Source organism: Paraburkholderia sp. 22098, from assembly GCF_052045935.1.
Lineage (GTDB): Bacteria > Pseudomonadota > Gammaproteobacteria > Burkholderiales > Burkholderiaceae > Paraburkholderia > Paraburkholderia caledonica.
This window is the reverse complement of the sequence record NZ_JBQEPV010000002.1, coordinates 526,055-549,520: the sequence shown is the minus strand read 5'-3', so window position 1 is coordinate 549,520 and position 23,466 is coordinate 526,055. Positions and strand designations below refer to the sequence as shown.

Below are 23,466 nucleotides of genomic sequence, written 5' to 3'. Positions count from 1 at the left end.
AGCGTTTGCTGACAAAACCTCAAACAAGGGCGCCGTGCGCCGACCATTCGCCATCACATGACCAGGGATTCGTCGCATACCGCGCTACTGTGGATCGTCGCCGCCGGCTTCTTCATGCAGTCGCTCGACACCACGATCGTCAATACGGCGCTGCCGTCGATCGCGCGCAGCCTGCACGTCGCGCCGCTTGCGATGCAGCCGATCGTGGTCGCCTACACGTTGACCATGGCGATGCTCACGCCCGCATCCGGCTGGCTCGCCGACCGCTTTGGCACGCGGCGCGTCTATTTCGCCGCAATCCTGATCTTCGTGATCGGCTCGGTCTGTTGCGCGAGCGCGCATACGCTCGGCCAACTCGTGATCGCGCGCGTGCTGCAAGGCGTGGGCGGCTCGATGCTGCTGCCTATCGGACGCCTTGCCGTGCTGCGCAGCGTCTCCGGCGAACAATACGTCTCCGCGCTCGCGTTCATTTCGGTCGCGGGACAACTGGGCCCGATCGCCGGGCCGACGCTCGGCGGCTGGCTCGTCGAGGCAATCACATGGCACTGGATTTTTCTGATCAACGTGCCGATCGGCGCCGCGGGTCTCTACGCGGTGCAGCGCTTTCTTCCATCGCACGGTGAGAGGCAGGCGCCGCCGTTCGATTTCATCGGCTGCGGGTTGCTGTCGCTATGCATGATCGCCTTTTCGCTGGCCGTCGACGCCCCCGCGCCGACCCACCAGGCTGCGTGGTCGGCGGCATTGTTCGCGCTGGCGGCAGTGAGCGCGCTCGCTTACATCCCGCACGCAAGACGGCGGCGCAACCCGCTCTTCAAGCTCGCGCTCTTCGGCGAGCCGAACTTCAGCGTGGGTCTGATCGGCAATCTCGTATGCCGCATCGGCTCGAGCGCCGTGCCGTTCCTCGTGCCACTACTGTTGCAACTGGAACTAGGCTATACGCCGCTGCATTCCGGTCTGATGATGCTGCCCGCGGCCCTCGCGGGCACGATCGTGAAACGCTGGATCGCGTCGCTCGTGCGACGCTTTGGCTACGACCTGTTTCTGCTGGTCAATACGCTGGTCGTGGGTTCGTCCATTGTTGCCTTCGCATTGATCACGCGCGGCACGCCGCTTTTCGTCGAGATAGTGATTCTGGCGGTGTTCGGTGCGGCCAACTCGATGCAGTTCGCCGCGATGAACAGCGTCACGCTCAAGGACCTCTCGCATGAAGACGCCGGCAGCGGCAACAGCCTGTTTTCAATGGTGCAGATGCTGGCAATCGGCCTCGGCGTATCCATTGGCGGCGGCCTCGTGAAACTCTTTTCCGCGCAATGGGGCTCGGCCGCGCTCGGCTTCCGGCTGAGCTTCGTGTGCGTCGGCGCGATCACGCTGATGTCGGCATGGGTGTTCCGTCACCTCGACACCGCGCCCCGCGTGCGTGCGCCGGCCAGCCAGGGCGTCGGGCGTTGAAGGAAGCGTCGCTGCGCGCTCGTCGTGTTGCCTGGTTGCCTGGTTGTTGCCTGGTTGTTGCCTGGTTGTTGCCTGGTTGTAGGCTGTTGATGCGATACGCATAAGCCGATTCCGCTCTGTTCTCGCTCGGGTTCCGGCACGGCGTTTCGCGTTAGCATGGACGCCGTTCACGAATAAGAAAGGACTTACAGATGCCATTTGACGAGCGCATGCTGAACGGCATGGGCGTGCTGACAGCGATCGTCGACTGCGGGAGTTTCGCGGCGGCAGGCGTGGCGCTCGACATGTCGCAGTCGGGTGTGAGCCGCTCCGTCGCGCGGCTCGAGGCGCGCCTGGGTATCCGGCTGTTCGACCGCACCACCCGCTCGGTTACGCTCACCGACGAGGGCCGGCGCTTCTACGAACAGATCGTGCCGCTGCTAAGCGGTCTCGAAGAAGCGGCAGCCTCGGCCGCGCAAGGCGCGACAGCAGTGCGCGGCCGCCTGCGCGTCAACATGGACCCGTTCTTTTCGCGGCTGGTGCTCGGACCCAGACTGGGCGGTTTCGTCGACAGACACCCCGATCTGCAACTCGAACTGATCACGCGCGACCAGTTGGGCGATATGGTCGGCGACGGTTTCGACGTCGCGATCCGCTTCGGCGAGCCGCCGGTGTCGTCGCTGATCGCGCGCAAGGTGCTCGACACGCGCATTCTCACAGTCGCCGCGCCTTCGTATCTGAAGAAACACGGACATCCGGCCAACCCCGCGGAACTCGAGAGCGGCGCGCATGCGTGCATCAAATTTCGCGATCCGCTCACCGGTTATCCGTTCACGTGGGAGTTTCATCGCGGCCGCAGGAAAATGGTCGTCACGCCTCAAGGCCGGCTGACGGTGAACGACGTCGGCACGCTGCACAGCGTATGCACCGCAGGCCAGGGGGTCGCGCAGATTCTCTCGCTCGGCGCCGAGTCGCTTGTGACGAGCGGAAAGCTCGTCGAACTCTTTCCCGAGTGGGGCGACGAGGTTTATCCGCTGTATGCGCTGTACCCGTCACGACACCATCCGCCGGCCAAGGTGCGGGCATTCCTTGACTTCATTATTTCGCTGACGGGCGCCGGACAGACCGACTGAACGCGCGCAGGCCCGGGCTTTGCTCCACATGATGAGTCTTCACAAGGAGAAAGCCATGGCCGACACCAAGCAGCAAACCGGCGATAAGCCAGACGACATCGCCCATCCGCAGCCGGCAGTGCATAGCGACAACGAGAAAAGCAAGCTGCCGGAGCGCGGCGACGAAGGACGCGATCAGTCGCCAGCCGATCGCCCCGGCCAGAAGCCGGGCGAAGGCGAACCGTCAGTGGGTTGAAATTAAGCGTGGGTCTACAAGCGGCTTTGCTGCATTTGCGCGGCAAAGCTGCATAAATTTTTCCCTTCCACCGCCTTTCATACGCCAGACATTTTTTCCGTTTTTTTACCGAATATTTTTTCGGCGTGATGAACTATTTTTCTGCTTGCAGCGACGTATGCGACCAGGCAGACCGGCTGCCGCCCCTTCAACAGATAACAAAGGCGACGCCCATGTTCATTCCCTCGCCCTCTTTCCAGTCCGCCATCCAGTCCGCCATCCAGTCCGCCATCCAGTCCGCCAGAGTGTCGATCTGCCTGCCGACGTGCAACCGGCCGGAGCTGGTCGTCGAGTGCATCGACTCGTGTCTTGCGCAGACCTACGGCAATGTCGAAATCGTGATCGGCGACGACTCGACCGATGCGCGCATCGAACAACTCATCGCGTCGCGTTACAGGAACGAGCGGCGCATCCGCTATACGAGGAACGAGCCGCCGCTCGGGCAGGCGCGCAATGTCGCGAGCCTCTTCCAGCGCGCGCGCGGCGACAGGATTATGCTGATTCACGACGACGACCTGCTTGCCACCGACGGCGTCGAGAAACTGGTGTCGCTCTGGCACCTGCATCCACGGCTCGATGCCGCGTTCGGCGCGCAGTATGAGGCTGATCATTCCGGCGCGATCGACGTCGAGGCGAGCGTACGGCTCAATGCGGCGTTCCGCCGTACAAAGGAGGCCGAAGGGTTGCAACCGCTGCCCGGCAGGACCGGTCTCATTCAGATGTTCCCGAACAACGGCTGGATGGCCGACGCGCGGCTCGTGAAACGCATCGGCTACAAGGAACAGTACGGCGTGTGCTGCGATTTCGTATTCGGCACCGAACTTTGCCTCGCGGCGCGCGAGGTGTTTTATCTGCACGATTACGTGTCGGTGTATCGCAAAACCGCGACGTCCATTTCGCAGAGCACGCGCGGCACGGCGTCGGCGGCCACGCTCAGTGCTTACGCGTTCGTCAAGATGCTGAAGCTGCCGCCGCAACTGGAGCCTTCACGCAAGCTCGCGCTGCGGCGGCTCGCTCCCATCGTGGTGTCGGTACATGCGAGGAACCGTCAGGCGCGGCTCGGCTTCAAGATCGCGCTTGCTCATCTGTTTGCGTACCACTATGGCTTGAGCGCGCGGCTTTACTACCATTTGTTGATGCTGTCGCGAGCCGCAATGAGCGCGCGCGATCGGGCCGTGGCGATCGCCGCCTCTGCTGCGCCTGTCGCGCCTGTGGGTTCGGTCGCTCTTGTCAGTCCGGTCGCTCCTGTCGCGTCGGCGGCCTTGAGCGGCGAAACCGGCGCGGTAGTGAGCGATTTCGTCGCGGAATTGGCCGCCGATACGACCGAGCCCGGCTGATCGTCCGTGGCTCGCCGGCATGCGCGGTCAGCGTTTTTTCTGCTAAGCATCCTCTGCTTAGCAAACACGTATTTGTTGCTTGGACTCGCGCACGCCGCTGATTACGATGAGCCGGACACGTCATCAGCTTCGAGGTGATTCGCCATGTCCGACAGTGCCTGTTTCAAGCCGCGCGTGATCGAGCCGGTTGCCGTCAATCAGCCGGAGGGTTTAGGGCTTGCGGTGGAGTTATGGCTCGCCCAACCCGTTGACGGAATTGCCGGGCGAGCCGTGCGGATCCATTTGCGCAGCGACGCGAAAATGGCGCAGGCCGAAGCGCTGCGCGATCTGCTGCACGTGCTCGGCACCGAAATCGTGGTGTCCTGAGCAGGTGCGCGGCGCGCTTGTGGAAAGCGCGCGCGTGGGTCGGGAGACTTACGGTTCGTGCCGCAGATAGCCTTCTTTCGACGGATCGCGCATGCGCAACGCGACGAGCCCGGCGATGGCGCACAGCAGCGTGACATACCAGTAGAACATCGACTCGCTACCGACCGACTTGAGCCACAGCGCCACGTATTCGGCCGAGCCGCCGAAAATAGCATTGGCCACCGCATACGAGAGACCGACGCCGAGCGCGCGCACTTCCGGCGGGAACATCTCCGCCTTGATCAGGCCGCTGATCGACGTATAGAAGCTCACGATCGCGAGCGCCAGCACGACGAGCGCGAACGCCGCATAGGGGCTCGTCACGTCTTTGAGCGCGTGCAGAAGCGGCACCGTGCCGATGGTCGCGAACAGGCCGAAGCACAGCATCGAATTGCGGCGGCCAATGCGGTCCGACAACGCGCCGAAGGCCGGCTGGAGCACCATGTAGACGAAGAGCGCCGCGGTCATCACATTGCTTGCCGTCTTGGCGCTCATGCCCGCCGTGTTCACCAGATACTTCTGCATGTACGTGGTGAACGTATAGAAAATCAGCGAGCCGCCCGCGGTGAAACCGAGCACCGTCATAAACGCGACGCGGTGCTTCCACAGGCCGCGCAGCGTGCCCGCTTCCTTGCGCTGACGCGTCGCGGCGGTGGTGGTTTCATCGAGCGATTTACGCAGATACAACGCAATCAACGCGGCCACCGCACCGATCACGAACGGCACTCGCCAACCCCATGCCTTGAGCTCCGCGGTGGAGAGCGTTTGTTGCAGCACGACCAGCACGAGCAGCGCGCACAACTGGCCGCCGATCAGCGTCACGTACTGGAACGACGCGAAGAAGCCGCGCCGTCCCTTGAGTGCGACTTCACTCATATAGGTCGCACTCGTGCCGTATTCGCCGCCCACCGACAGTCCCTGGAACAGGCGCGCCACTAGCAGCAGCGCAGGCGCGAGCGCACCGATCTGCGCGTACGTGGGCAACACGGCGATCACGAGCGAGCCGCCGCACATCATGAACACCGACACCATCATTGCCATGCGGCGGCCATGTTTGTCGGCGAGACGGCCGAAAAACCAGCCGCCGATCGGGCGCATCAGAAAGCCCGCCGCGAACACGCCGGCCGTGTTGAGCAATTGTGTCGTAGTGTTGCCGCTCGGAAAGAATGCGGGGGCGAAATAAAGCGCGCAGAACGAATAGACGTAGAAGTCGAACCATTCGACGAGATTGCCCGATGACGCGCCGACAATCGCGAAGATGCGGCGCCGTGTGTCGTGGGCGGAGGCCACGCTGTGGTCTGTGAGGTCGGTCATGTTGTGTCTTCCTTGTCTCTTGAACGGAGGCGGCGGTCATGGCGCCGCCTTCAGCACGCAGTTTTCAGCGTGCGCGAATTTTACAGAATCGCAAGTGGAAGTTGGGGGATTGTTGGCAAGCGCTACGGCGCGCGCCGCTGGCCGACCGGTCCCGCGGCTTTAAGTCAGTTTTGCGATTTATCCCTCGTGGTTGGATCATGAGGTATAAATTTGACGCCGGTCTATTTATACCTTAATGTGTAATCACAGGGTATAAGGAGACGCCAGCCATGGCCAGCTTCCACAACGACGCACTGCAAACGCTGTATTCGTCCGTCACCGAGCGCGCCAGCGCACAAGGCCACATTCCCCTGCACTCTCCGGGATCGGCCGCCCAGAAGACCGTCGACGGGAAAACGTACACCTACTGGCGCGTCTATCTGGCATCGGGAAAGCATAAGGAAACGTCGCTGGGCCGCGCCGGCGAGCCTGCTACCGAGGCTGCGCTCGAGGCGAAACTGCTCGAGAGCGCGGAGATGCGCGTGCTTGCCGCCGAGGTCCAGATACTGCGCAAGGCCAACTTTGCCGCCGCGGACAACTCTTCGGCGCTCACGCTGGCAACGCTCTTCAATGCGGGAATTTTCAGCCACGGCGGAGTGCTGGTCGGCTCCCACGCCTTTGGCGCGCTTCTGAACAGCCTGGGAGTCCGGCTGCCTGGGAATTACAGGACGGAAGACATCGACATTGGCAGCACCGGCAGCATTTCGGTGGCTATCCCCGAAGAGCGCAGCTTTCTCGACATCCTTCGTGATAGCGGTATTCCGTTTCTCGAGGTGCCGGAACTGGACTCGCGAAAGCCGTCCACGTCGTTCAAGGCGCGGGGACAACCCCTCAAGGTGGACTTACTCGTGCCGGGTACCGAGGCTTACGAGACGAAGGCCTTGCCGCACTTGCGCGCCCACGCGACAGGGCTTCCCTACTTCAGGTATCTGGTATCGAACCCTACGCGCGGCTTTATCCTCGGCAAGGAACACGTGGTGCCGGTGATGCTGCCCGACCCCGCCAGATTTGCGCTTCACAAGCTTATCGTCAGCACGCTTCGCGACCCGTCGCGTGCGGTCAAGGCAGACAAGGACCGGCGGCAAGCCGCGGTATTGATCGACGCGCTCGCGGAGAAGTTTCCAGACTGGCTGACGACAGCCGCCGACGAACTGGAGGAGAACGCGCGCGCTCGGGTCGCAGCGGCGGCCACTCAGGCGTTGAACCTCGCCCCGGGCTTGTCGGAGCGAGCGCGGGATTTTCTGGCTGATTTGGGCGCCCAAGGGTAAGCCATAACCCGTAACCAGATTCGCGCGCCGACCGTCACGACTCACCCGTGGGGAAAGCCAGGCTCGACTTCGGACTCCACAAAGAGACAGGCGCGCCGGCCACAATAGCGGCGGGCGCGCCCAAGAGACCCATAAGCGCCCCTAAGCGCCCCTAACCGCCCCTTTACGCCCTCACAGCCGGCGGCACGTAGCGGCACTCGTAACGCTTCCTGACCGTGCCGTTTTCATCGACGCTTTCGAGATACACGTCGAACTGCCACAAACGCGCCATGTGCTTGAGCACTTCGTCGCTATCGGACGAAAGATGCCGGTTGTCACTCATGAAATGCCGCAGCGTCAGACTGCGGTCGCCACGCGTATTCACCGACCACACCTGGATATTCGGCTCGCGATGATGCATGTCGTACTGCCGCGACAACGCCTGGCGCACATATTGATAGCCGCTGTCGTCGTGAATCGCGGAGACTTCGAGCGCGTCGCGCATGTCGTCGTCGAGCACCGAGAACAGACGCATTTCCCGGATCAGATGCGGCGACAGATACTGCGCGACAAAACTCTCGTCCTTGAAATTGCGCATTGCGTAGTGCATGGCGGGAAGCCACGGACTGCCGGCCAGTTCCGGGAACCACTTGCGGTCTTCGTCGGTAGGGTTTTCGCAGATGCGGCGAATATCGCTCATCATCGAAAAACCTAGCGCGTACGGATTGATACCGCTGTAGTAAGGCTTCGTGACGGGCGGCTGATAAACCACATTGCTGTGCGAATGGAGAAACTCCATCATGAAGCCGTCTTCCAGCTTGCCCTGGTTGTACATCGTGTTGAGCAGCGTGTAGTGCCAGAACGTGGCCCAGCCTTCGTTCATGACCTGCGTCTGCCGCTGCGGGTAAAAGTACTGTCCGACCTTCCGCACGATGCGGATCACCTCGCGCTCCCACGGCTCCAGCAACGGCGCGTTTTTCTCCGCGAAATACAGCAGATTTTCCTGCGGCTCCGGCGGATAACGCTCCTCGATTTCCTCGGGCAACGGCGTATGGCGCGTGGGCAGCGTACGCCACAGTTCGTTGACCTGCGACTGCAGGTACGCCTCGCGCTCGCGGCGCGCGGCGAACTCCTTTTCGAGCGACAGCTTCTGCGGACGCTTATAGCGATCGACGCCGTAGTTCATTAGCGCATGACACGAATCGAGCAGTTCTTCGACACGGTCGAGCCCGAAGCGCTCTTCGCACTCGGCAATGTAGTTCTTCGCGTAGACGAGGTAATCGATGATGGCATGCGCATCCGTCCACAGCCGGAACAGATAGTTGCCCTTGAAGAACGAATTATGCCCATACGCCGCATGCGCGATGACGAGCGCCTGCATCGTCATCGTGTTCTCTTCCATCAGATACGCGATGCAGGGGTTCGAATTGATGACGATCTCGTACGCGAGCCCCATCTGCCCGCGACGGTAGCTTTTTTCGGTAGAGAGAAAGTGCTTGCCGAACGACCAGTGCCGGTAATTCACCGGCATGCCGACGGACGCATAAGCGTCCATCATCTGTTCAGCGCTGATGAGTTCCAGCTGGATCGGATACACGTCGAGCTCATATTGCTCTGCAACACGGGCAATATGCGAGTCGTACTCTTCGATCAACTCGAAGGTCCAGTCGGACGGGCACGGCAGAGGCCGTCTATCGGCTACGTTCATACGGACTTCCCTTTGCCCCTCAGTGGGCGTTCCGGTGTGTCCCCGTGCTTCAGCGTTGTCGACTGCTCCGGCTGCGACGGGTCGGACCGCGTCCGCCGCTGCCTCGGCATGCCCCGACTGACGCTGCGGCACGCCTTTCCCACGCTCCGGCTGATAGCCGCGCGCTTCGTTGTGCAAGTGCTTGTCCGTCATGACGACGCCACCTGCTTCTCGAACAACTCGCGAAACACCGGATAGATGTCAGCCGCGGTTTCGACTTTCTTCATCGCCATATGCGGCTGGCTCAACGCCAGTTGCGCATACTCGAGCCACAGATTCTGCTCTTCGGGCGTCACCTGAATATACGCAAAATAGCGCACCTTCTCCAGGATGTCATCCGAGAGTATCTTGCGGCACTTCGGCGAGTCGTCGGTCCAGTTGTCGCCGTCCGACGCCTGCGCGCCGTAAATGTTCCATTCAGTCGGCGAATAGCGCTCGTCCATGACCTTCTGCATCAGTTCGAGCGCGCTCGACACGACCGTGCCGCCGCTTTCCGTCGAATGGAAGAAAGTGTCTTCGTCGACCTCTTCCGCGCGCGTGTGGTGGCGGATGAACACCACCTCGATCTTTTCGTAGTTGCGCTTGAGGAACAGGTACAGCAGGATGAAAAAGCGCTTCGCCAGATCCTTGCGCTGCTCATCCATCGAACCCGACACATCCATCAGACAGAACATCACGGCCTGGCTGGACGGCGTCGGCTGCTTCACGCGGTTCACGTAGCGCAAATCGAACGGATCGATAAACGGAATGCGCCAGATGCGCCCGCGCAAGTGGTGGATTTCCTCTTCGAGCAGTTTGATGTCTTCGCGACGGTCGTCGGGGTCGGCTTTCATCACCTCGAGTTGCCGCTCCATCTCGTGCAACTGATTGACGAGCGGCGCGCCGAGTGCGATGCGGCGGCCCAGCGCGCTGCGCAGCGAACGGACCACGTCGATATTGTTCGGCGTGCCTTCGGCAGCCCAGCCGGCGCGAATGCTCTTCCACGTGGGCACGGCCATCAGGTGAGTTTTGACGAGCCGCGGCAATTCGAGGTCGTCGAAGAAATACTGCATGAACTCTTCGCGGCTCAGTTCGAACACGAAGTCATCCTGCCCTTCGCCTTCGTTACTGGCCTGGCCGCCACCGCCTCCGCCGCCACCGCCTTGCGGACGCTGAATCTTGTCGCCGCGGATGTAGTCGGAGTTGCCCGGATGCACCATTTCGCGCCGGCCGCCCGGCCCGTGACGGAACGACGGCTCTGCGATGTCCTTGCGCGGAATCGTAATGCTCTGCGTGTTCTGTATGTCTTTGATGCTGCGGTCGCGCACCGCTTCCGAAACGGCGCGACGAATATAGTTCTTAACGCGACGCAAAAAACGCTCGCGATTTGCAATGCTTTTGTTCTTGCCTGCTAACCTGCGGTCGATGATTTGATGAAGCACGCCTCGTCTCCCTTGTCGACTCGTCGCGAGACGTACGCTGCATGGTCCAGTGCTATGTCCATGCAGCTTGCGCCTCGCAGGGTGCCCGCGCGGTCGGACCGCGCGGGCGGCACGCAATGCGGATCATGACGACTTGCGCACGCGCAGATACCAGTCACAGAGCAAGCGCACCTGCTTCGGCGTATAGCCCTTCGCCACCATCCGGTTGACGAAGTCTTCGTGCTTGCGTTGTTCTTCCGCCGAGCCTTTGGCGTTGAACGAGATGACAGGCAGCAACTCCTCCGTGTTCGAGAACATTTTCTTTTCGATCACCACGCGCAGCTTCTCGTAGCTGATCCATGCAGGATTCTTCCCTGCATTCGCAGCTCTCGCGCGCAACACGAAGTTCACGATCTCGTTGCGGAAATCCTTCGGGTTGCTGATGCCGGCGGGCTTCTCGATCTTCTCCAGTTCGGCGTTCAATGCCGCGCGGTCGAAGCTCTCGCCCGTGTCGTGATCGCGGAACTCCTGATCCTGAATCCAGAAGTCGGCATACGTCACATAGCGATCGAAAATGTTCTGCCCATACTCGGAGTACGACTCCAGATAAGCGGTCTGAATCTCCTTACCGATGAATTCCGCGTAGCGCGAGGCAAGCACGTCTTTAATGAACGACAGATACTTCTGCTCGGTTTCCGGTGGGAACTGCTCGCGCTCGATCTGTTGTTCGAGCACGTACATGAGGTGCACCGGATTCGCCGCGACTTCGGTCGAATCGAAGTTGAACACGCGCGACAGAATCTTGAACGCGAAGCGGGTCGACACGCCGGTCATCCCTTCATCCACGCCTGCGAAGTCGCGGTACTCCTGGTACGACTTCGCCTTCGGATCGGTGTCCTTCAGATTCTCGCCGTCGTAGACCTGCATCTTCGAGAAGAGGCTCGAATTTTCAGGCTCCTGCAAGCGCGTGAGCACCGACATCTGCGCCATCATTTTCAACGTGCCGGGAGCGCATACCGCATTGGCGAGCGACGAATTGCGCAACAGCTTCTCGTAGATCTTGATCTCTTCCGAGTAGCGCAGGCAGTACGGCACCTTCACGACGAAGATCCGGTCGAGCAATGCTTCGTTGTTGCGATTGTTGCGGAACGCCTTCCACTCCGACTCGTTCGAGTGCGCGAGAATCACGCCGTCGAAAGGAATCGCGCCGAAGCCTTCCGTGCCCTTGAAGTTGCCTTCCTGGGTTGCGGTGAGCAGCGGGTGCAAGACCTTGATCGGCGCCTTGAACATTTCGACGAATTCGAGCAGGCCCTGATTCGCGAGACACAAGCCGCCCGAGTAGCTGTATGCGTCAGCATCGTCTTGCGCATACTGTTCGAGCTTGCGGATGTCCACCTTACCGACGAGCGACGAGATGTCCTGATTGTTCTCGTCGCCAGGCTCCGTTTTGGCGATACCGATTTGCCGCAGAATGGACGGATAGCGCCGCACCACGCGGAATTTACGGATGTCGCCGTTGTACTCGTGCAGGCGCTTGACCGCCCACGGGCTCAGAATGCTTTTCAGGTAGCGGCGTGGTATGCCGTATTGCTCTTCGAGGATCGGACCGTCCTCGTCGTAGTCGAACAAACCGAGTGGCGATTCGTTCACGGGCGAGCCCTTGATCGCGTAGAACGGCACGCGCTCCATGAGCTGCTTCAGGCGTTCCGCGATCGACGATTTACCGCCGCCGACCGGGCCTAACAGATACAGAATCTGCTTCTTCTCTTCGAGCCCCTGGGCCGAGTGCCGGAAGTAGGCGACCACCTGCTCGATCACCTCTTCCATTCCGTAGAACTCACGGAATGCGGGGTATACCTTGATGACCTTGTTCGCGAAGATACGCGACAGACGCGGATCGTTGCGAGTATCGATCTGTTCGGGTTCTCCGATTGCCGTCAACATGCGTTCGCCAGCCGTGGCGTACGCGGCGGGATTGTCTTTGCAGAGCGCGAGATACTCCTCGAGCGAGAGTTCGTCCTCTCGTGTTTTCTCGAAGCGGGTCGCGAAACTGCTGTAGATATCCATGCTACCTCCTCGCCGAAGTCTAGACCGATGTCGTGCGCGGCGCGCTATTCGGAAACGACATCGCTCGAATTCATCCTAAACCCTTTTAAATTTTTTTTCACGAACTACGTTGCGAAAATCGCGCCGCATTCGCCTCCCAACATTCATCACTTGGAAAGCTTGTTTCGACGACCTACAATCTTGCGCGTCGAACGATCGAACAGCTCGCTCACCAAGCCACTCCAACACTTGCGTTCACGCGATGGCTGCACCCGCACACCGCGTACCTCGAAGCCAGCGCCTTGCAAAATTCGCGCTACGTCCCCGCTCTTTTTGCTATCGCACTTTCCTTCCTAACGCATGGACATGCGTTTGGTCTACATGTCTTCGCATCTGTTACATGTCTGTCGACCGCCGTTGCATGTGCGGCTCGCCGGCGTACTTCCATGCTGTTCGTCCATGTACGCGAGCTTTTGTTCCATCGCGATTCACATCCACTCAGAAATCGTTGTGCCGCTCTCCGTGCTTCGTTATCGAGCCACGCTTTCCCTGCTTCGCCGCTTTGACATAACCGCGTCGACGACATGGTTGCCTGCATCGCTCCCACTCACTCACACTCTTGCAGAATGTGCGCCACCGGTATCGCGCATGTATGTTTCTTACCGCTCGCGGCCGCGCAGTTCGCTCGCTGTTCGCTCTCTCTTCGCTGTCCCTTCGCTCTCCGTTAACTGGATAACGGCGCGGCATTCAAACGGTTCAATAGGGTATACGGCTAAGCAGTAAGCGAAGACGCATCAAATGTAAAACGGCCGCCCATGGCAGCCGTTAAACGTGGTGTTTGTAATGCGCCGTTACAAGAACGACATCGGATAGAAACGGGCACCGTGTCACATCACACAGTGTCACGGCTTCAGGTCAGTTCGATCTCGACCTCTCCGAGTCCGTCGATATGGCCGCGCACAACGCCGGGTTTGCCCACATTGTGCGCACCGACATAAGAGCCCGTGGTCAACGTCCACTCCGGCTCGATCGTGATGCCCATGGCGGCGCAATGGTTGACGAACCACACTAGCAGTTCGCGCGGGTCGCCCGCGGGATTACCGGTCGCGTCCGGCACGAGCGAATTGCCGTCGAAGCTCAGTTCCAGTTCTGGCGAAACAAAATCGAAGCCGCGCGCGAGTCCCGCGTACGGCACCGGGTGGCCGGTGATCAACGCTCCGTTATTCTGGGCATCGGCGAGTTGGGCAAGAGGCGCGATGTTGGGCCATTCCGCAAAACGGCTATCGACGATCTCGATGGCCGGCAGCACTTCGCCGACCAGCGCGAGGACCTCGTCGCGCGCGTAGGCACGGCCGCGGGGCTCGATCGCCTCGGAGAAGCGGAACGCGATCTCGAGCTCGAGCAGCACGCGAAAGAAGCCCGCGTGAGCGACTCGCGCGGGCGAAGGCAGTACCAGCGAAGCGGGGATCGGCGCGCCAGAGGCGGCTCCGCCGGGCACCTTCGCGCCGATCTTCCACGCACCAGTGGAGTCGCCGAGACCCTCGATGACCGCCTGCTGGACCGCGTAAGCGGTGGCGGCGTCCGGCGGCATCTGTTCGGGCACGAGCCCGTCGATCGGGCGATGCTGCCGCCGTGCTTCGACGAGGCGGTGCGCGAGGTCGTGTGGCGTCATGTCGGTCCTTTGTGGCTGGCGCATTTAACGGCTACTGCAGCGCGGTGGTTAGCGATGGTTCGCGGCGATCAAGAGTAGTAAAGCGGCGACGAGACGTTGCTGGGCGACACTTCGCCGCGTGGCGGTTTGCGCGGCAGCGCCCCTCGGGGCCGGACAGCAGCCGCAGCGTCGCCGACAGCCGACAGCCGCGATCCGGTCACGAATTACCGTAGCCGCGCCCGTCAATGTACCGGATCGTGAAGCCCGCCAGGGCGTCGGCCGCTCGACAAACGCGACTTAATGCACACGCCATAAAAAAACCGCGCTTACATAAGCAAGCGCGGTCTTTTTTTGCAGGCGGCTCAGCCGCCAAGGCTTTTGCAGCCGACGCGTCGGGAACGATCATTGCAGCGCACGTTCCCGCGGCCCGAGCGGCGTACGGGCCACTACCTTGGACGTCAGGTCAGAACGTTTCCCAGTCCTGATCGCTGCCTGCGCTCGCGACGGCCGCAGCCTTGGCAGGCGCACGCGGCGCGGGAGCGGCTTTTGGTGCTGCAGGCGCGGGTGCCGGCGCGGCTGCTGTCGAAGGCGCGGGAGCAGCGCTTACATGCTGAACCGGCGCCGCTGCGCTTGCTCGCGGGGCTGCACGAGGCGCCGACCGCGGCACAGCCGGGGCAACCCGTGCCGGCGTCGGCAGATGCCGGGGCAGCGAGCCGCCCGGCATCTGCGCGCCACCGTCTTGCAGTTGGAACACGGCGACCGCGCCGCGCAGCTTGCCGGCCTGGTCTTCCAGAGAAGACGCCGCTGCGGCCGCTTCTTCGACGAGAGCGGCGTTTTGCTGCGTCACTTCGTCCATCTGGGTGACGGCGCGCGCCACCTGGTCGATACCGCTGCTCTGCTCTTCAGAGGCCGCGGCGATTTCGCCCATGATGTCGGTCACGCGCTGCACCGCGCCGATGATCTCGGTCATCGTGCGACCCGCTTCGTCGACGAGCGCCGAGCCCGACTGCACGCGGTCCACCGACGTATCGATCAGCTCCTTGATTTCCTTGGCTGCCGCCGACGAGCGTTGCGCAAGGCTGCGCACTTCCCCTGCGACGACCGCGAAACCGCGCCCGTCTTCGCCGGCACGGGCGGCTTCCACGGCCGCATTCAGCGCGAGGATGTTGGTCTGGAACGCGATTCCTTCGATGATCGAAATGATGTCGGCGATCTTCGCGGAACTCTGGTTGATCTCGCCCATCGTGCCGACCACCTGGCCGACGACCGCACTGCCCTTGTTGGCGATTTCCGATGCATTGGCCGCGAGCGAGCTTGCCTGGCGGGCGTTCTCGGCGTTCTGCTTCACGGTGCCGGTCAATTGTTCCATGCTTGACGCCGTTTCTTGCAACGCGGACGCCTGTTCTTCCGTGCGCGACGACAGGTCAATGTTGCCGGCCGCGATCTCGCGCGTGGCGGTAGCAATCGACTCGCTTCCGCCACGCACCGCGCGCACCGTTTCGGTGAGACTGCGCTGCATCTTCCCGATACCTTCGAGCACCTGCCCCATTTCGTCACGCGACGTGATGACGACCTGACGGCGCAGATCGCCCGCGGCGATCGCGTCGAAATGACCCAACGCCTCGGCGAGCGGGCGGGCGATTGCCCGGCTGAGCGCCACATACGACAGCAGCGCCGCGAGGACACCGGCGACGAGCGCGCCGAGACTGACCATGCGGAACATCTCGAAGCTCGACTGCGCGGACTCGAAACCCTGCCGGGCCTGATCGAACTGATATTTGCTGAGCGCCTCGTCGGCAGTCGCGAGTTCGTTGTAGGCCGCCTGCATGCGTTTCGCGCCGTCGATCAACTTGCTCTGATCGCCAGCCGTAACGATGGCTGAGAACGCTTCGGCTTGTTGATGCAGTGCATCGCGCTTGCCGACCACGACTTGCGTGAGGCGTTCTTCCTCCGGCTCACGCGGCAGGTCCATGTACTTTTTCCACCACATGTCGGACGTGGCACGCATGCCGCGCGCGCGCTCCAGCGTCGCCGTGACTTCCGGCGTACCCATCATGAACGCTGCGCGGTCGAGCGCGAGACGCTCGCGCGCCGCGAACAACTCGGCGTTGCCGATGTTGACCGCGCTCGGCATCGAGTTCATGAAGGTATCCTTGTACGCGTCGTTAGAACGGCCCATGCCGAATAGACCGAACGCGCCGATGCCGACGAGCAGCGCCGCGAGAAAAGCCATCGTCAGGCCGATCCGCGCCTTGATCGAAATTCCTTTGTTCAACATGCTTGTTCCTGTAGTAGACGGATGAGAGCGCGCGCTTAGACGCCTTGCTCTATTAGCCTCGTTTACGGCACGTAAGCGGGATACTTGAAGCGCTTCTAGTATGAAGAAAGGCGGTTGCCGGAAGTTAGCAAGAAATGCAAGGAAGATCGCGCGGGGGCGTCGTGCAGGAGATGGGATGTGGTGCGTGCAGCCGGGTTGACTGAGGCTGGGGTTTAGCGTTGAAGCGGGGAATGGTGAAGTGGTGACTGGCTAGCTGCTAACTATTTAATCGGCCGACGGGCTCGGCAATCGGCTTTTGGCCCTCGCTGGTTCGGCCGCTCGGCGGATTAGCAGATCCGCGCGAGCAAGAAACCGGGGCGGCGTGAAAGCGTGCCAAGCGCGGGTGCACGGCATACTCAACAAGCGCCGCACGCGCCGAACATCGCAGCATGGCATGCAAGGATCGACACCAGCAGCCCGGCGCCGCCCTCATCCCAACACTCAGCCTTCCACCTCGGCCCACGTGGGAATCGACGGCTGCGCGCCCGCCCGCGTGACCGACAGCGCCGCCGCGCGCTGCGCGAAGCGGATCGCCGCATCCACGCTCGCACCCTGCGCGAGTTGCGCGGCGAAACCGCCGATGAACGTGTCGCCAGCCGCCGTCGTATCGACGGCTTTGACCTTCGGCGCGTCGTACAAGGCCGGCGCCGCGCCTTCCAGCGCCGCCTGCACACCGCGCGGGCCGAGCGTCACCAGCACGTTGCGCGCGCCGGCCGCGCGCAACACGGCAGCCGCAGTGGCCGCTTCTTCGGGCGAGCCGACGGGCAAGCCGGTCAACGTCGCCGCTTCCAGTTCGTTCGGTATCAGATAGTCGATGAGCGGCAGCCACTCGGCGGGAAGCGGACCTGTGGCCGGCGCCGGATTCAGAATGACCGTCTTGCCGAGCCGCCGCGCCGTGGCCAGCGCCGCTTGCACCGTGTCGAGTGGTGTTTCGAGCTGGCAGATCACCACGTCAGCGGCGGCCAGAACCGCTTGATGACGCGCAATAGTTTCAGGCGTCACTTCGCCATTGCTGCCCGCTACGATCACAATCGCGTTCTGACTCGCATCGTCGACGACGATCAGCGCGACGCCCGTCGCCTCGCGGCCGGTCTCGACCGCCGCGCAGTCGATGCCTTCCGCTTCGAGCCCCGCACGCAACTGGGCGCCGTTCGCGTCCGCGCCGACACAGCCGAGCATCGACACCTGCGCGCCGAGTCTGGCCGCGGCCACCGCCTGGTTGCCGCCCTTGCCGCCCGCGACCTGCGCGAACGTGCGGCCGGCCAGCGTTTCGCCGGGATGCGGCAAACGCGGCGCGCGCGCGACGAGATCCATGTTCAGACTGCCGACTACTGCCACGCGTGCACGCGTTTCGTTACTTGACACTCGCTTCTCCCGAAATCCAGCTTTCTAACCTGCCGAAGTACATGGCGGCTCGACACACGTCCAAGCCGGCAACCCGCGCTCAAGCCGCGAGATCGCGTTTTCCCGCGCCAGCCCATGCCGACGTCGATTCACGCACGATGAGCCGCGGCGAGACCACACGTCGACGACCGGCTGGCCGCGCGCTCGCCGATGACTTGCCCGCGATGCGTTCGATCAGCGTCTGAGCGGCCATGTCGCCGAGCGCGCGCACCGATTGCCCGACTGTCGACAGCGCCGGATACGTGAAGCGTCCGAGTTCGATGTCGTCGAAACCGATGATCGAACAGTCGCGCGGCACGCTGATATTGCGCTCCGCCGCGGCGCGCAACGCGCCGATGCCCATCATGTCGTTGCACGCAAAAATAGCCGACGGCTTGAGCGTGTCGAACAGCTGCGCGGCCGCGCGATGCCCGCCGGTGCCCGAAAAATCGCTTTCGACGATCGCATTGGGCGGAATCTCGATGCCGCGCTCGGTCATTGCGCGGATAAAGCCGTGCACCCGCATGGCGCTCACCGCCGTCTCGACCGGCCCGCTGATGCAGCCGATCTGCACATGTCCAAGTTCGAGCAGATGACGTGTAGCCAGATACGCACCCTTTTCATGGTCGATCTGCACGAGATCGGCATTCACGCCTTCAATATTGCGGTCGACGATCACGAGCGGCTCGCGCGCGTCGGCGAGAGTCTGTGCGAGTACCGCGTCGTCGCCGGCAGACGCGACGATCAGTCCGTCGATCCGCTTTTCCTGAAGCACGCGCAGATAATTGCGCTGCTTCGCTGGGTCGTCGTCGGAATTGCAGAAGAACACGCAGTAGCCGTTGCGGGCGCAACCGTCCTCGATGCCGCGCGCGAGCTCCGCAAAATACGGGTTCGTACTGTTCGGCACGACGAGTCCGATGGTCGCGGTAGCGCGCGCCTTCAGCGAACGGGCCACCGCCGACGGCACATAGTGAAGCTGGCGAATGGCGTGCTCGACCTTCGCGCGCACGTCTGCCGACACGGGACGCGAGTTGTTCACCACGTGGGACACCGTGGTGAAGGACACGCCCGCCACGGCCGCTACATCCTTGATCGTCGCCATAACCTGTTGCTCTCCCGCCTGTTTTTCCCGCCGGTCATGCTTACTGCCGACCTGCAAGACACCCTTATCGAAGGCACGTCACACTCGTCAATTCTTACGCTTTACTGCAAACAGCCCTGCAACCGCCCGACACGCGCTAATCTTCCGGTGTCAGGCACGCTTGCGGCGGCTGCGGTATGTATCCAGCACCACTGCCACCACGATCACCGCGCCCGTAATCATGCGTTTGGTCGGCTCGTTCGCGCCGATCTGCGCGAGCCCGGCCGCCAGCACCGAAATGATCAACACGCCAAAAAATGTACTGATAACCGAACCACGCCCGCCCATCAGACTGGTTCCGCCAATCACGACCGCCGCGATCACCTGGAGTTCCACGCCGACACCCGCGTTCGGATCGGCCGCCTCCAGACGCGAAATCTGGAATAGCGACGCAAGGCCGGCGAGCGCGCCCATCAGGGCGAACACGATCACCTTGTAAGGCCGCGGATTGACGCCCGCGAGCCGCACGGCCTCTTCGTTGGTGCCGATGCCGACCAGATAGCGGCCAAACACCGTGCGCGTCAGCACGAGTTGCGCGATCACCATCACCGCCACCGCGATCAGGAACGCCGGCGAGATGCCGACCGCGATCGGGTTCGACAGGAAATCGAACGCGTCGCCGATGTACGCGGTGCGCGAATTCGTCATCTGATAGGCGAGGCCGCGCGCGGCTTCCAGCACGCCGAGCGACACGATGAACGACGGAATCCGCCAGCCGACCGTGACCGCGCCGGTAATCGTGCCGGTCAGCGCCGCGGCGGCGACGCCGAGCAGCGCCGACGGCAACGGGCCCCAGCCCCACTTCAGCGCCGCCACACTCACCACCGACGCGCCAAGTGCGAGCACGGAACCGACCGACAGATCGATGCCCGCAATGATCAGCACAAAGGTCATGCCCACCGACATCACGACCAGATCCGGAATCTGATTGGCGATCGTGCTGAACGTGTCGTACGTCAGAAAGTGCGAACTGAGCAGCGAGAACAACACGATCATGCCGAGCAATGCGCCGGCAAGACCGAGGTAATTCGAAAATCCCAGCCGCGTGCCGGCCGGCTTGCCGCTCGCGAGGGGCGCGGATGGATCGGCCGGGACCGCGTTCACGTTCCCGCTTGCATTGGTGTCGCCGTTTGCAGCCGCTCCGCCCTGCTTTGCGCCCGACGTTTCGCGCAACGATTGATCGGTCATGACAAACTCCCTGCTTCATTGGTATCGAGTGTGTGCAACAGCGCTTCGCGGCTGCGGTAGCCGGCAAAAGCGGCCGCCAGCAACGCGTCCTGCGACCATGTATCGCGTTCGAACACACCCGTCAGGCTTCCTGCGGACATCACGCCGATCCGGTCGCAGATCAGCATCAGCTCACGCAGGTCGCTCGACACCACGACGAGCGCGCGTCCTTCACGAGCCAGCGCGCCCATCAAGCCATAAATATCGAACTTCGCGCCGACGTCGATGCCGCGCGTAGGTTCGTCGAATAACAGCACGCGGCAATCGCGCGCGAGCCAGCGGCCGATCACGACCTTCTGCTGGTTGCCGCCCGACAGCTCGCCGACAATCTGCCCCGGTCCGGAGCTGCGAATCCGCATTGCGTCGATCTGCTTTTTCGCCAGCGCGTTTTCGCGCTTTGCATCGACGATGCCGTGCCGCGCCACGCTGCCGATGTTGCCGAGCGACACGTTGGCCGCAATCGGCTGCGGCAACAGCAGGCCCTCGCCCTTGCGGTCTTCGGTGATGAGCGCGATCCCCGCGCGCACCGCGTCCGACGGCGAATCGATCCGCACCGGCGTGGGCGGCGCACCCGGCGTGGCGGCCAGCGCCACCGTGCCGCTGTCTTTCGGATCGGCGCCATAAATCAGCCGCATCAACTCCGTGCGGCCCGCGCCGATCAGACCGCTGACGCCGAAAATCTCGCCTGCGCGGACTTCGAACGACACGTCGCGCACGACCTTGCCGCGCGTGAGCCGATCCACTTTCAGCAGCGGCGCGCCGATATTGCGCACGCCGAGATCGATCTGCTCGCCCAGTTCGCGGCCGACCATCCACGTGACGATTTCGTCGCTCGTCAGATTGGCCATCGCGTCGACGTGCACGAGGCGCCCGTCGCGCAGCACCGCGATCTGCTCGGCGACTCGCGCCAGCTCTTCGAGCCGGTGCGAGATATAGACCAGCGCGACGCCGCGTGCCTTGAGCCTGTCGATCTGCTCGAACAGCAGATCGACTTCGCGCGCGGTCAGCATCGCCGTTGGCTCGTCGAGGATCAGCACGCGGCAATCGTCGATCAGATTGCGGGCGATCTCCACCATCTGCTGATGGCCGATACCGAGTTCGCCCACTAACGTATCCGGATGGATCGCGTCGAGCCCGACCTGCGCCATCGCGTGCCGCGCGTCTTCACGCAGCTTGCGCCGGTCAATCCAGCCGAAGCTGAACGCGCCCGCGCGCGGCAAGCGGTTCAAAAACAGGTTTTCCGCCACCGACAACGTCGGCAGCAGGTTCAACTCCTGCATCACCATCCGCACGCCGAGCGCTTCGGCTTCGGTACGGCTGGCCGGCGCGTAAGGCTGGCCGGCGAGGCGCATGGTGCCGGCGGTCGGTTCGACAAGACCGCCGATAATCTTGGACAGCGTGCTCTTGCCGGCGCCGTTCTCGCCGGTGAGCGCCAATACCTCGCCGGCGCGCAACGACAATGACACGTCGGCGAGCACGGGTTCGGCGTAAGTCTTGCCAATGCCGCTAACGGACAGAATGGCAGGCAAGGCGTCGTGGTCGGTTGAATCCATCGCGATCCTGTTTCACCGCGTCAGGCGCGCCTCGTACGATTGGCTCGACGAGGGCGCGTCCGGCGCCGTGTGGTCAATGCCGGCCCAGTGCGCGGAATGCGCAGGCGCTAAGGCTGCGCTCCCTCCGCCGCGCAGCCGCCGTCATGACGCTTACCTCTGAATTAACGGCGGCCCGGCGGGTTTCTTGAGCGGCTATTGAGCGTCTATTGAAAAGTAAGCGCGGAGTCGTTGTTTTTGGCGGCGCTGGTGGCGTGGTTTGGCCTGGTTGTGGCCTGGTCGTGGCCTGGATGTAGCTTCGTGGTGGCGCGGCTGCGGTCTTTGCCTCGGCCTTGCTCTGCCGTCGGCTTTGCTTCCGCCTCGGCTTTCACTGAGACCTGGCACACCCGCCGTCCGCTTGACTGTCGTCACTCCGAGCCACCACTACAGCCACTACCAGACCCGTTCACGCCGAGATTCCAGCCGCGTTCGCGTCACCTCGTCAGCGCGACTCCGCGCGCCCTGCCCAGTCGATCAGGGTCGGGGTCGGCGACGCTTACTTCGTCACCAGATCGCACGGCGTTTCCACCACGCCCGACAACTGCGATTGCTTCTTGTGCTCGCTCAAGGCTTTCAGCGCGGTATCGATACCGAACACGGCCTGCTTCGCGGCGTACTGGTCGGCGGTGGCGAGCACGCGGCCGTCTTTCAGCATCGGCTTGATCGCGTTGATGTTGTCGTAACCGACTACCATCACCTTGCCTTGCTTACCCGCCGCGCGCACCGCGGAGACCGCGCCGATCGCCATGTTGTCGTTGCCTGCGAGCAGCGCCTTCAGGTTCGGGTACTCGTTGAGCATGGCCGACGCAACTGCATTGCCCTTGTCGATTTCCCATTCGCCCGACTGCACCGAGACGACCTTCGCGCCGACGGTCTGCATCGCGTCCTTGAAGCCAGCAGTGCGCTGCTGCGCATTGGTGGTGGTCGAGACGCCCTCGATGATGCCGACCTCGTCGCCCGCCTTCAGCTTCTTCGCGAGGTAGTCGCCGACCTTTTGCGCGCCCTTGCGGTTATCCGGTCCGACGAACGGCACGTTCAGGTCCTTCGACTTCAACACGTCCGGGTCCAGCCGGTTGTCGATATTCACGACGATGATGCCCGCGTCCACGGCCTTCTTGACGACCGGCACGAGCGCTTTCGAATCGGCAGGAGCCAGCACGATCGCGTCCACCTTCGAGACGATCATCTGTTCGACGATGCGAATCTGGTTCGCCGTATCGGTCTCGTCCTTGATGCCGTTCGTGATCAGGTCGAACTGCGACGAGTTGTGCTTCTGGTAGTCCTTCGCGCCGGTTTCCATGGTCAGGAAGAACTCGTTGGCGAGCGACTTCATCACCAGCGCGACTTTCGGCTTATGCGCGGGTGCGTTCTGGGCATAGGCGGCGGAAAACGGCAAGGCGGTGCTAGCGGTGGCGAGGATTGCGGCCGCGACGATGCGGCGGCGAATGCGGTTGCTCATGCATATCTCCTGGGTTTGTCGGTTCAAGGTCGAACCGTATTTTTAGTTACGCGCAAACGTTTGCGGGACTCATTCTCAGCGCACTGCGACTGAATTGTCAACGAATCGTGGTGGTGGAGTGCACCGGCACGCACAAACTGCAGTGTGCTGCCAGCCAGACGCAGTCGGCCCCTCGCCTCGCGCCGAAGCGTGAGCCGTGCGTCTGTACTGATGGTGTGTAGCAATAGGTCCTCGCTCGGTCCGCGCGTGACGGTTTTGCCGCCGGCTGCAACTTCGGCAGTCGGCGGGCCGCCTATGCTGGACTTTTATTGCGCCGCATGCAAGCGGGG

Annotated in this window: 17 protein-coding genes; 6 read left to right on the top strand and 11 right to left on the bottom strand. The window is 62.5% G+C overall.

The window, feature by feature from the left end:
* Window positions 1–57: 57 nt before the first annotated feature.
* The 5 genes from mdtD (at window position 58) to ACTJLB_RS05785 (ending at window position 4,538) form a co-directional block, all read left to right on the top strand.
* A complete protein-coding gene (mdtD, locus tag ACTJLB_RS05805; protein ID WP_020070258.1) occupies window positions 58–1,449 on the top strand; it encodes a multidrug transporter subunit MdtD in 1,392 nt (463 codons plus the stop codon).
* A 191-nt stretch (window positions 1,450–1,640) separates the two neighbouring features.
* The gene (locus ACTJLB_RS05800) at window positions 1,641–2,561 is read left to right on the top strand and encodes a LysR family transcriptional regulator (protein WP_440782727.1); all 921 of its coding nucleotides are present in this window, start codon (window positions 1,641–1,643) and stop codon (window positions 2,559–2,561) included.
* 55 nt (window positions 2,562–2,616) lie between these two features.
* A complete protein-coding gene (locus ACTJLB_RS05795; protein ID WP_020070256.1) occupies window positions 2,617–2,796 on the top strand; it encodes a hypothetical protein in 180 nt (59 codons plus the stop codon).
* 212 nt (window positions 2,797–3,008) lie between these two features.
* Complete coding sequence (locus tag ACTJLB_RS05790; RefSeq protein WP_440782725.1) at window positions 3,009–4,172, top strand: glycosyltransferase family 2 protein; 1,164 nt, start codon at window positions 3,009–3,011, stop codon at window positions 4,170–4,172.
* Window positions 4,173–4,316: 144 nt separating this feature from the next.
* Window positions 4,317–4,538, top strand: coding sequence for a hypothetical protein (locus ACTJLB_RS05785; protein ID WP_020070254.1), 222 nt, complete (start codon window positions 4,317–4,319; stop codon window positions 4,536–4,538).
* A gap of 48 nt (window positions 4,539–4,586) precedes the next feature.
* On the opposite strand, the gene ACTJLB_RS05780 is transcribed toward ACTJLB_RS05785, so the two are convergent.
* Window positions 4,587–5,891: an MFS family transporter gene (locus ACTJLB_RS05780; RefSeq protein WP_020070253.1), complete on the bottom strand. Its 1,305-nt coding sequence runs from the start codon at window positions 5,889–5,891 to the stop codon at window positions 4,587–4,589.
* 269 nt (window positions 5,892–6,160) lie between these two features.
* Between ACTJLB_RS05780 and ACTJLB_RS05775 the strand changes: the two genes are divergently transcribed.
* On the top strand, window positions 6,161–7,198 hold the full coding sequence (locus ACTJLB_RS05775) for a GSU2403 family nucleotidyltransferase fold protein (RefSeq protein WP_440782724.1): 1,038 nt from the start codon (window positions 6,161–6,163) through the stop codon (window positions 7,196–7,198).
* A 163-nt stretch (window positions 7,199–7,361) separates the two neighbouring features.
* Here the strand turns inward: ACTJLB_RS05775 and ACTJLB_RS05770 are convergent, their stop codons facing one another.
* From ACTJLB_RS05770 to ACTJLB_RS05725, 10 genes are all read right to left on the bottom strand, one after another.
* Window positions 7,362–9,077, bottom strand: coding sequence for a SpoVR family protein (locus ACTJLB_RS05770; RefSeq protein ID WP_020070251.1), 1,716 nt, complete (start codon window positions 9,075–9,077; stop codon window positions 7,362–7,364).
* On the bottom strand, window positions 9,074–10,345 hold the full coding sequence (locus ACTJLB_RS05765; protein WP_020070250.1) for a YeaH/YhbH family protein: 1,272 nt from the start codon (window positions 10,343–10,345) through the stop codon (window positions 9,074–9,076). Before ACTJLB_RS05765 ends, ACTJLB_RS05770 begins: the two co-directional genes overlap by 4 nt.
* Window positions 10,346–10,468: 123 nt before the next feature.
* Window positions 10,469–12,391: a PrkA family serine protein kinase gene (locus tag ACTJLB_RS05760; RefSeq protein ID WP_013339422.1), complete on the bottom strand. Its 1,923-nt coding sequence runs from the start codon at window positions 12,389–12,391 to the stop codon at window positions 10,469–10,471.
* 889 nt (window positions 12,392–13,280) lie between these two features.
* A complete protein-coding gene (locus ACTJLB_RS05755; protein ID WP_440782721.1) occupies window positions 13,281–14,042 on the bottom strand; it encodes a 2-keto-4-pentenoate hydratase in 762 nt (253 codons plus the stop codon).
* Window positions 14,043–14,484: 442 nt separating this feature from the next.
* Window positions 14,485–16,299 carry a methyl-accepting chemotaxis protein gene (locus ACTJLB_RS05750; RefSeq protein ID WP_440782720.1) on the bottom strand — a complete coding sequence of 605 codons (1,815 nt, stop codon included), beginning with the start codon at window positions 16,297–16,299 and terminating at the stop codon, window positions 14,485–14,487.
* A 480-nt stretch (window positions 16,300–16,779) separates the two neighbouring features.
* Window positions 16,780–17,703: a ribokinase gene (rbsK, locus tag ACTJLB_RS05745; RefSeq protein WP_392393327.1), complete on the bottom strand. Its 924-nt coding sequence runs from the start codon at window positions 17,701–17,703 to the stop codon at window positions 16,780–16,782.
* A gap of 79 nt (window positions 17,704–17,782) precedes the next feature.
* Window positions 17,783–18,823 (bottom strand): LacI family DNA-binding transcriptional regulator, encoded by a 1,041-nt coding sequence (locus ACTJLB_RS05740; protein ID WP_020070246.1) that lies wholly within the window; start codon window positions 18,821–18,823, stop codon window positions 17,783–17,785.
* A 150-nt stretch (window positions 18,824–18,973) separates the two neighbouring features.
* Window positions 18,974–20,050: an ABC transporter permease gene (locus tag ACTJLB_RS05735; protein WP_020070245.1), complete on the bottom strand. Its 1,077-nt coding sequence runs from the start codon at window positions 20,048–20,050 to the stop codon at window positions 18,974–18,976.
* Window positions 20,047–21,642, bottom strand: coding sequence for a sugar ABC transporter ATP-binding protein (locus tag ACTJLB_RS05730; RefSeq protein ID WP_440782719.1), 1,596 nt, complete (start codon window positions 21,640–21,642; stop codon window positions 20,047–20,049). Before ACTJLB_RS05730 ends, ACTJLB_RS05735 begins: the two co-directional genes overlap by 4 nt.
* 532 nt (window positions 21,643–22,174) lie before the next feature.
* A complete protein-coding gene (locus tag ACTJLB_RS05725; RefSeq protein ID WP_020070243.1) occupies window positions 22,175–23,137 on the bottom strand; it encodes a sugar ABC transporter substrate-binding protein in 963 nt (320 codons plus the stop codon).
* Window positions 23,138–23,466 lie beyond the last annotated feature (329 nt).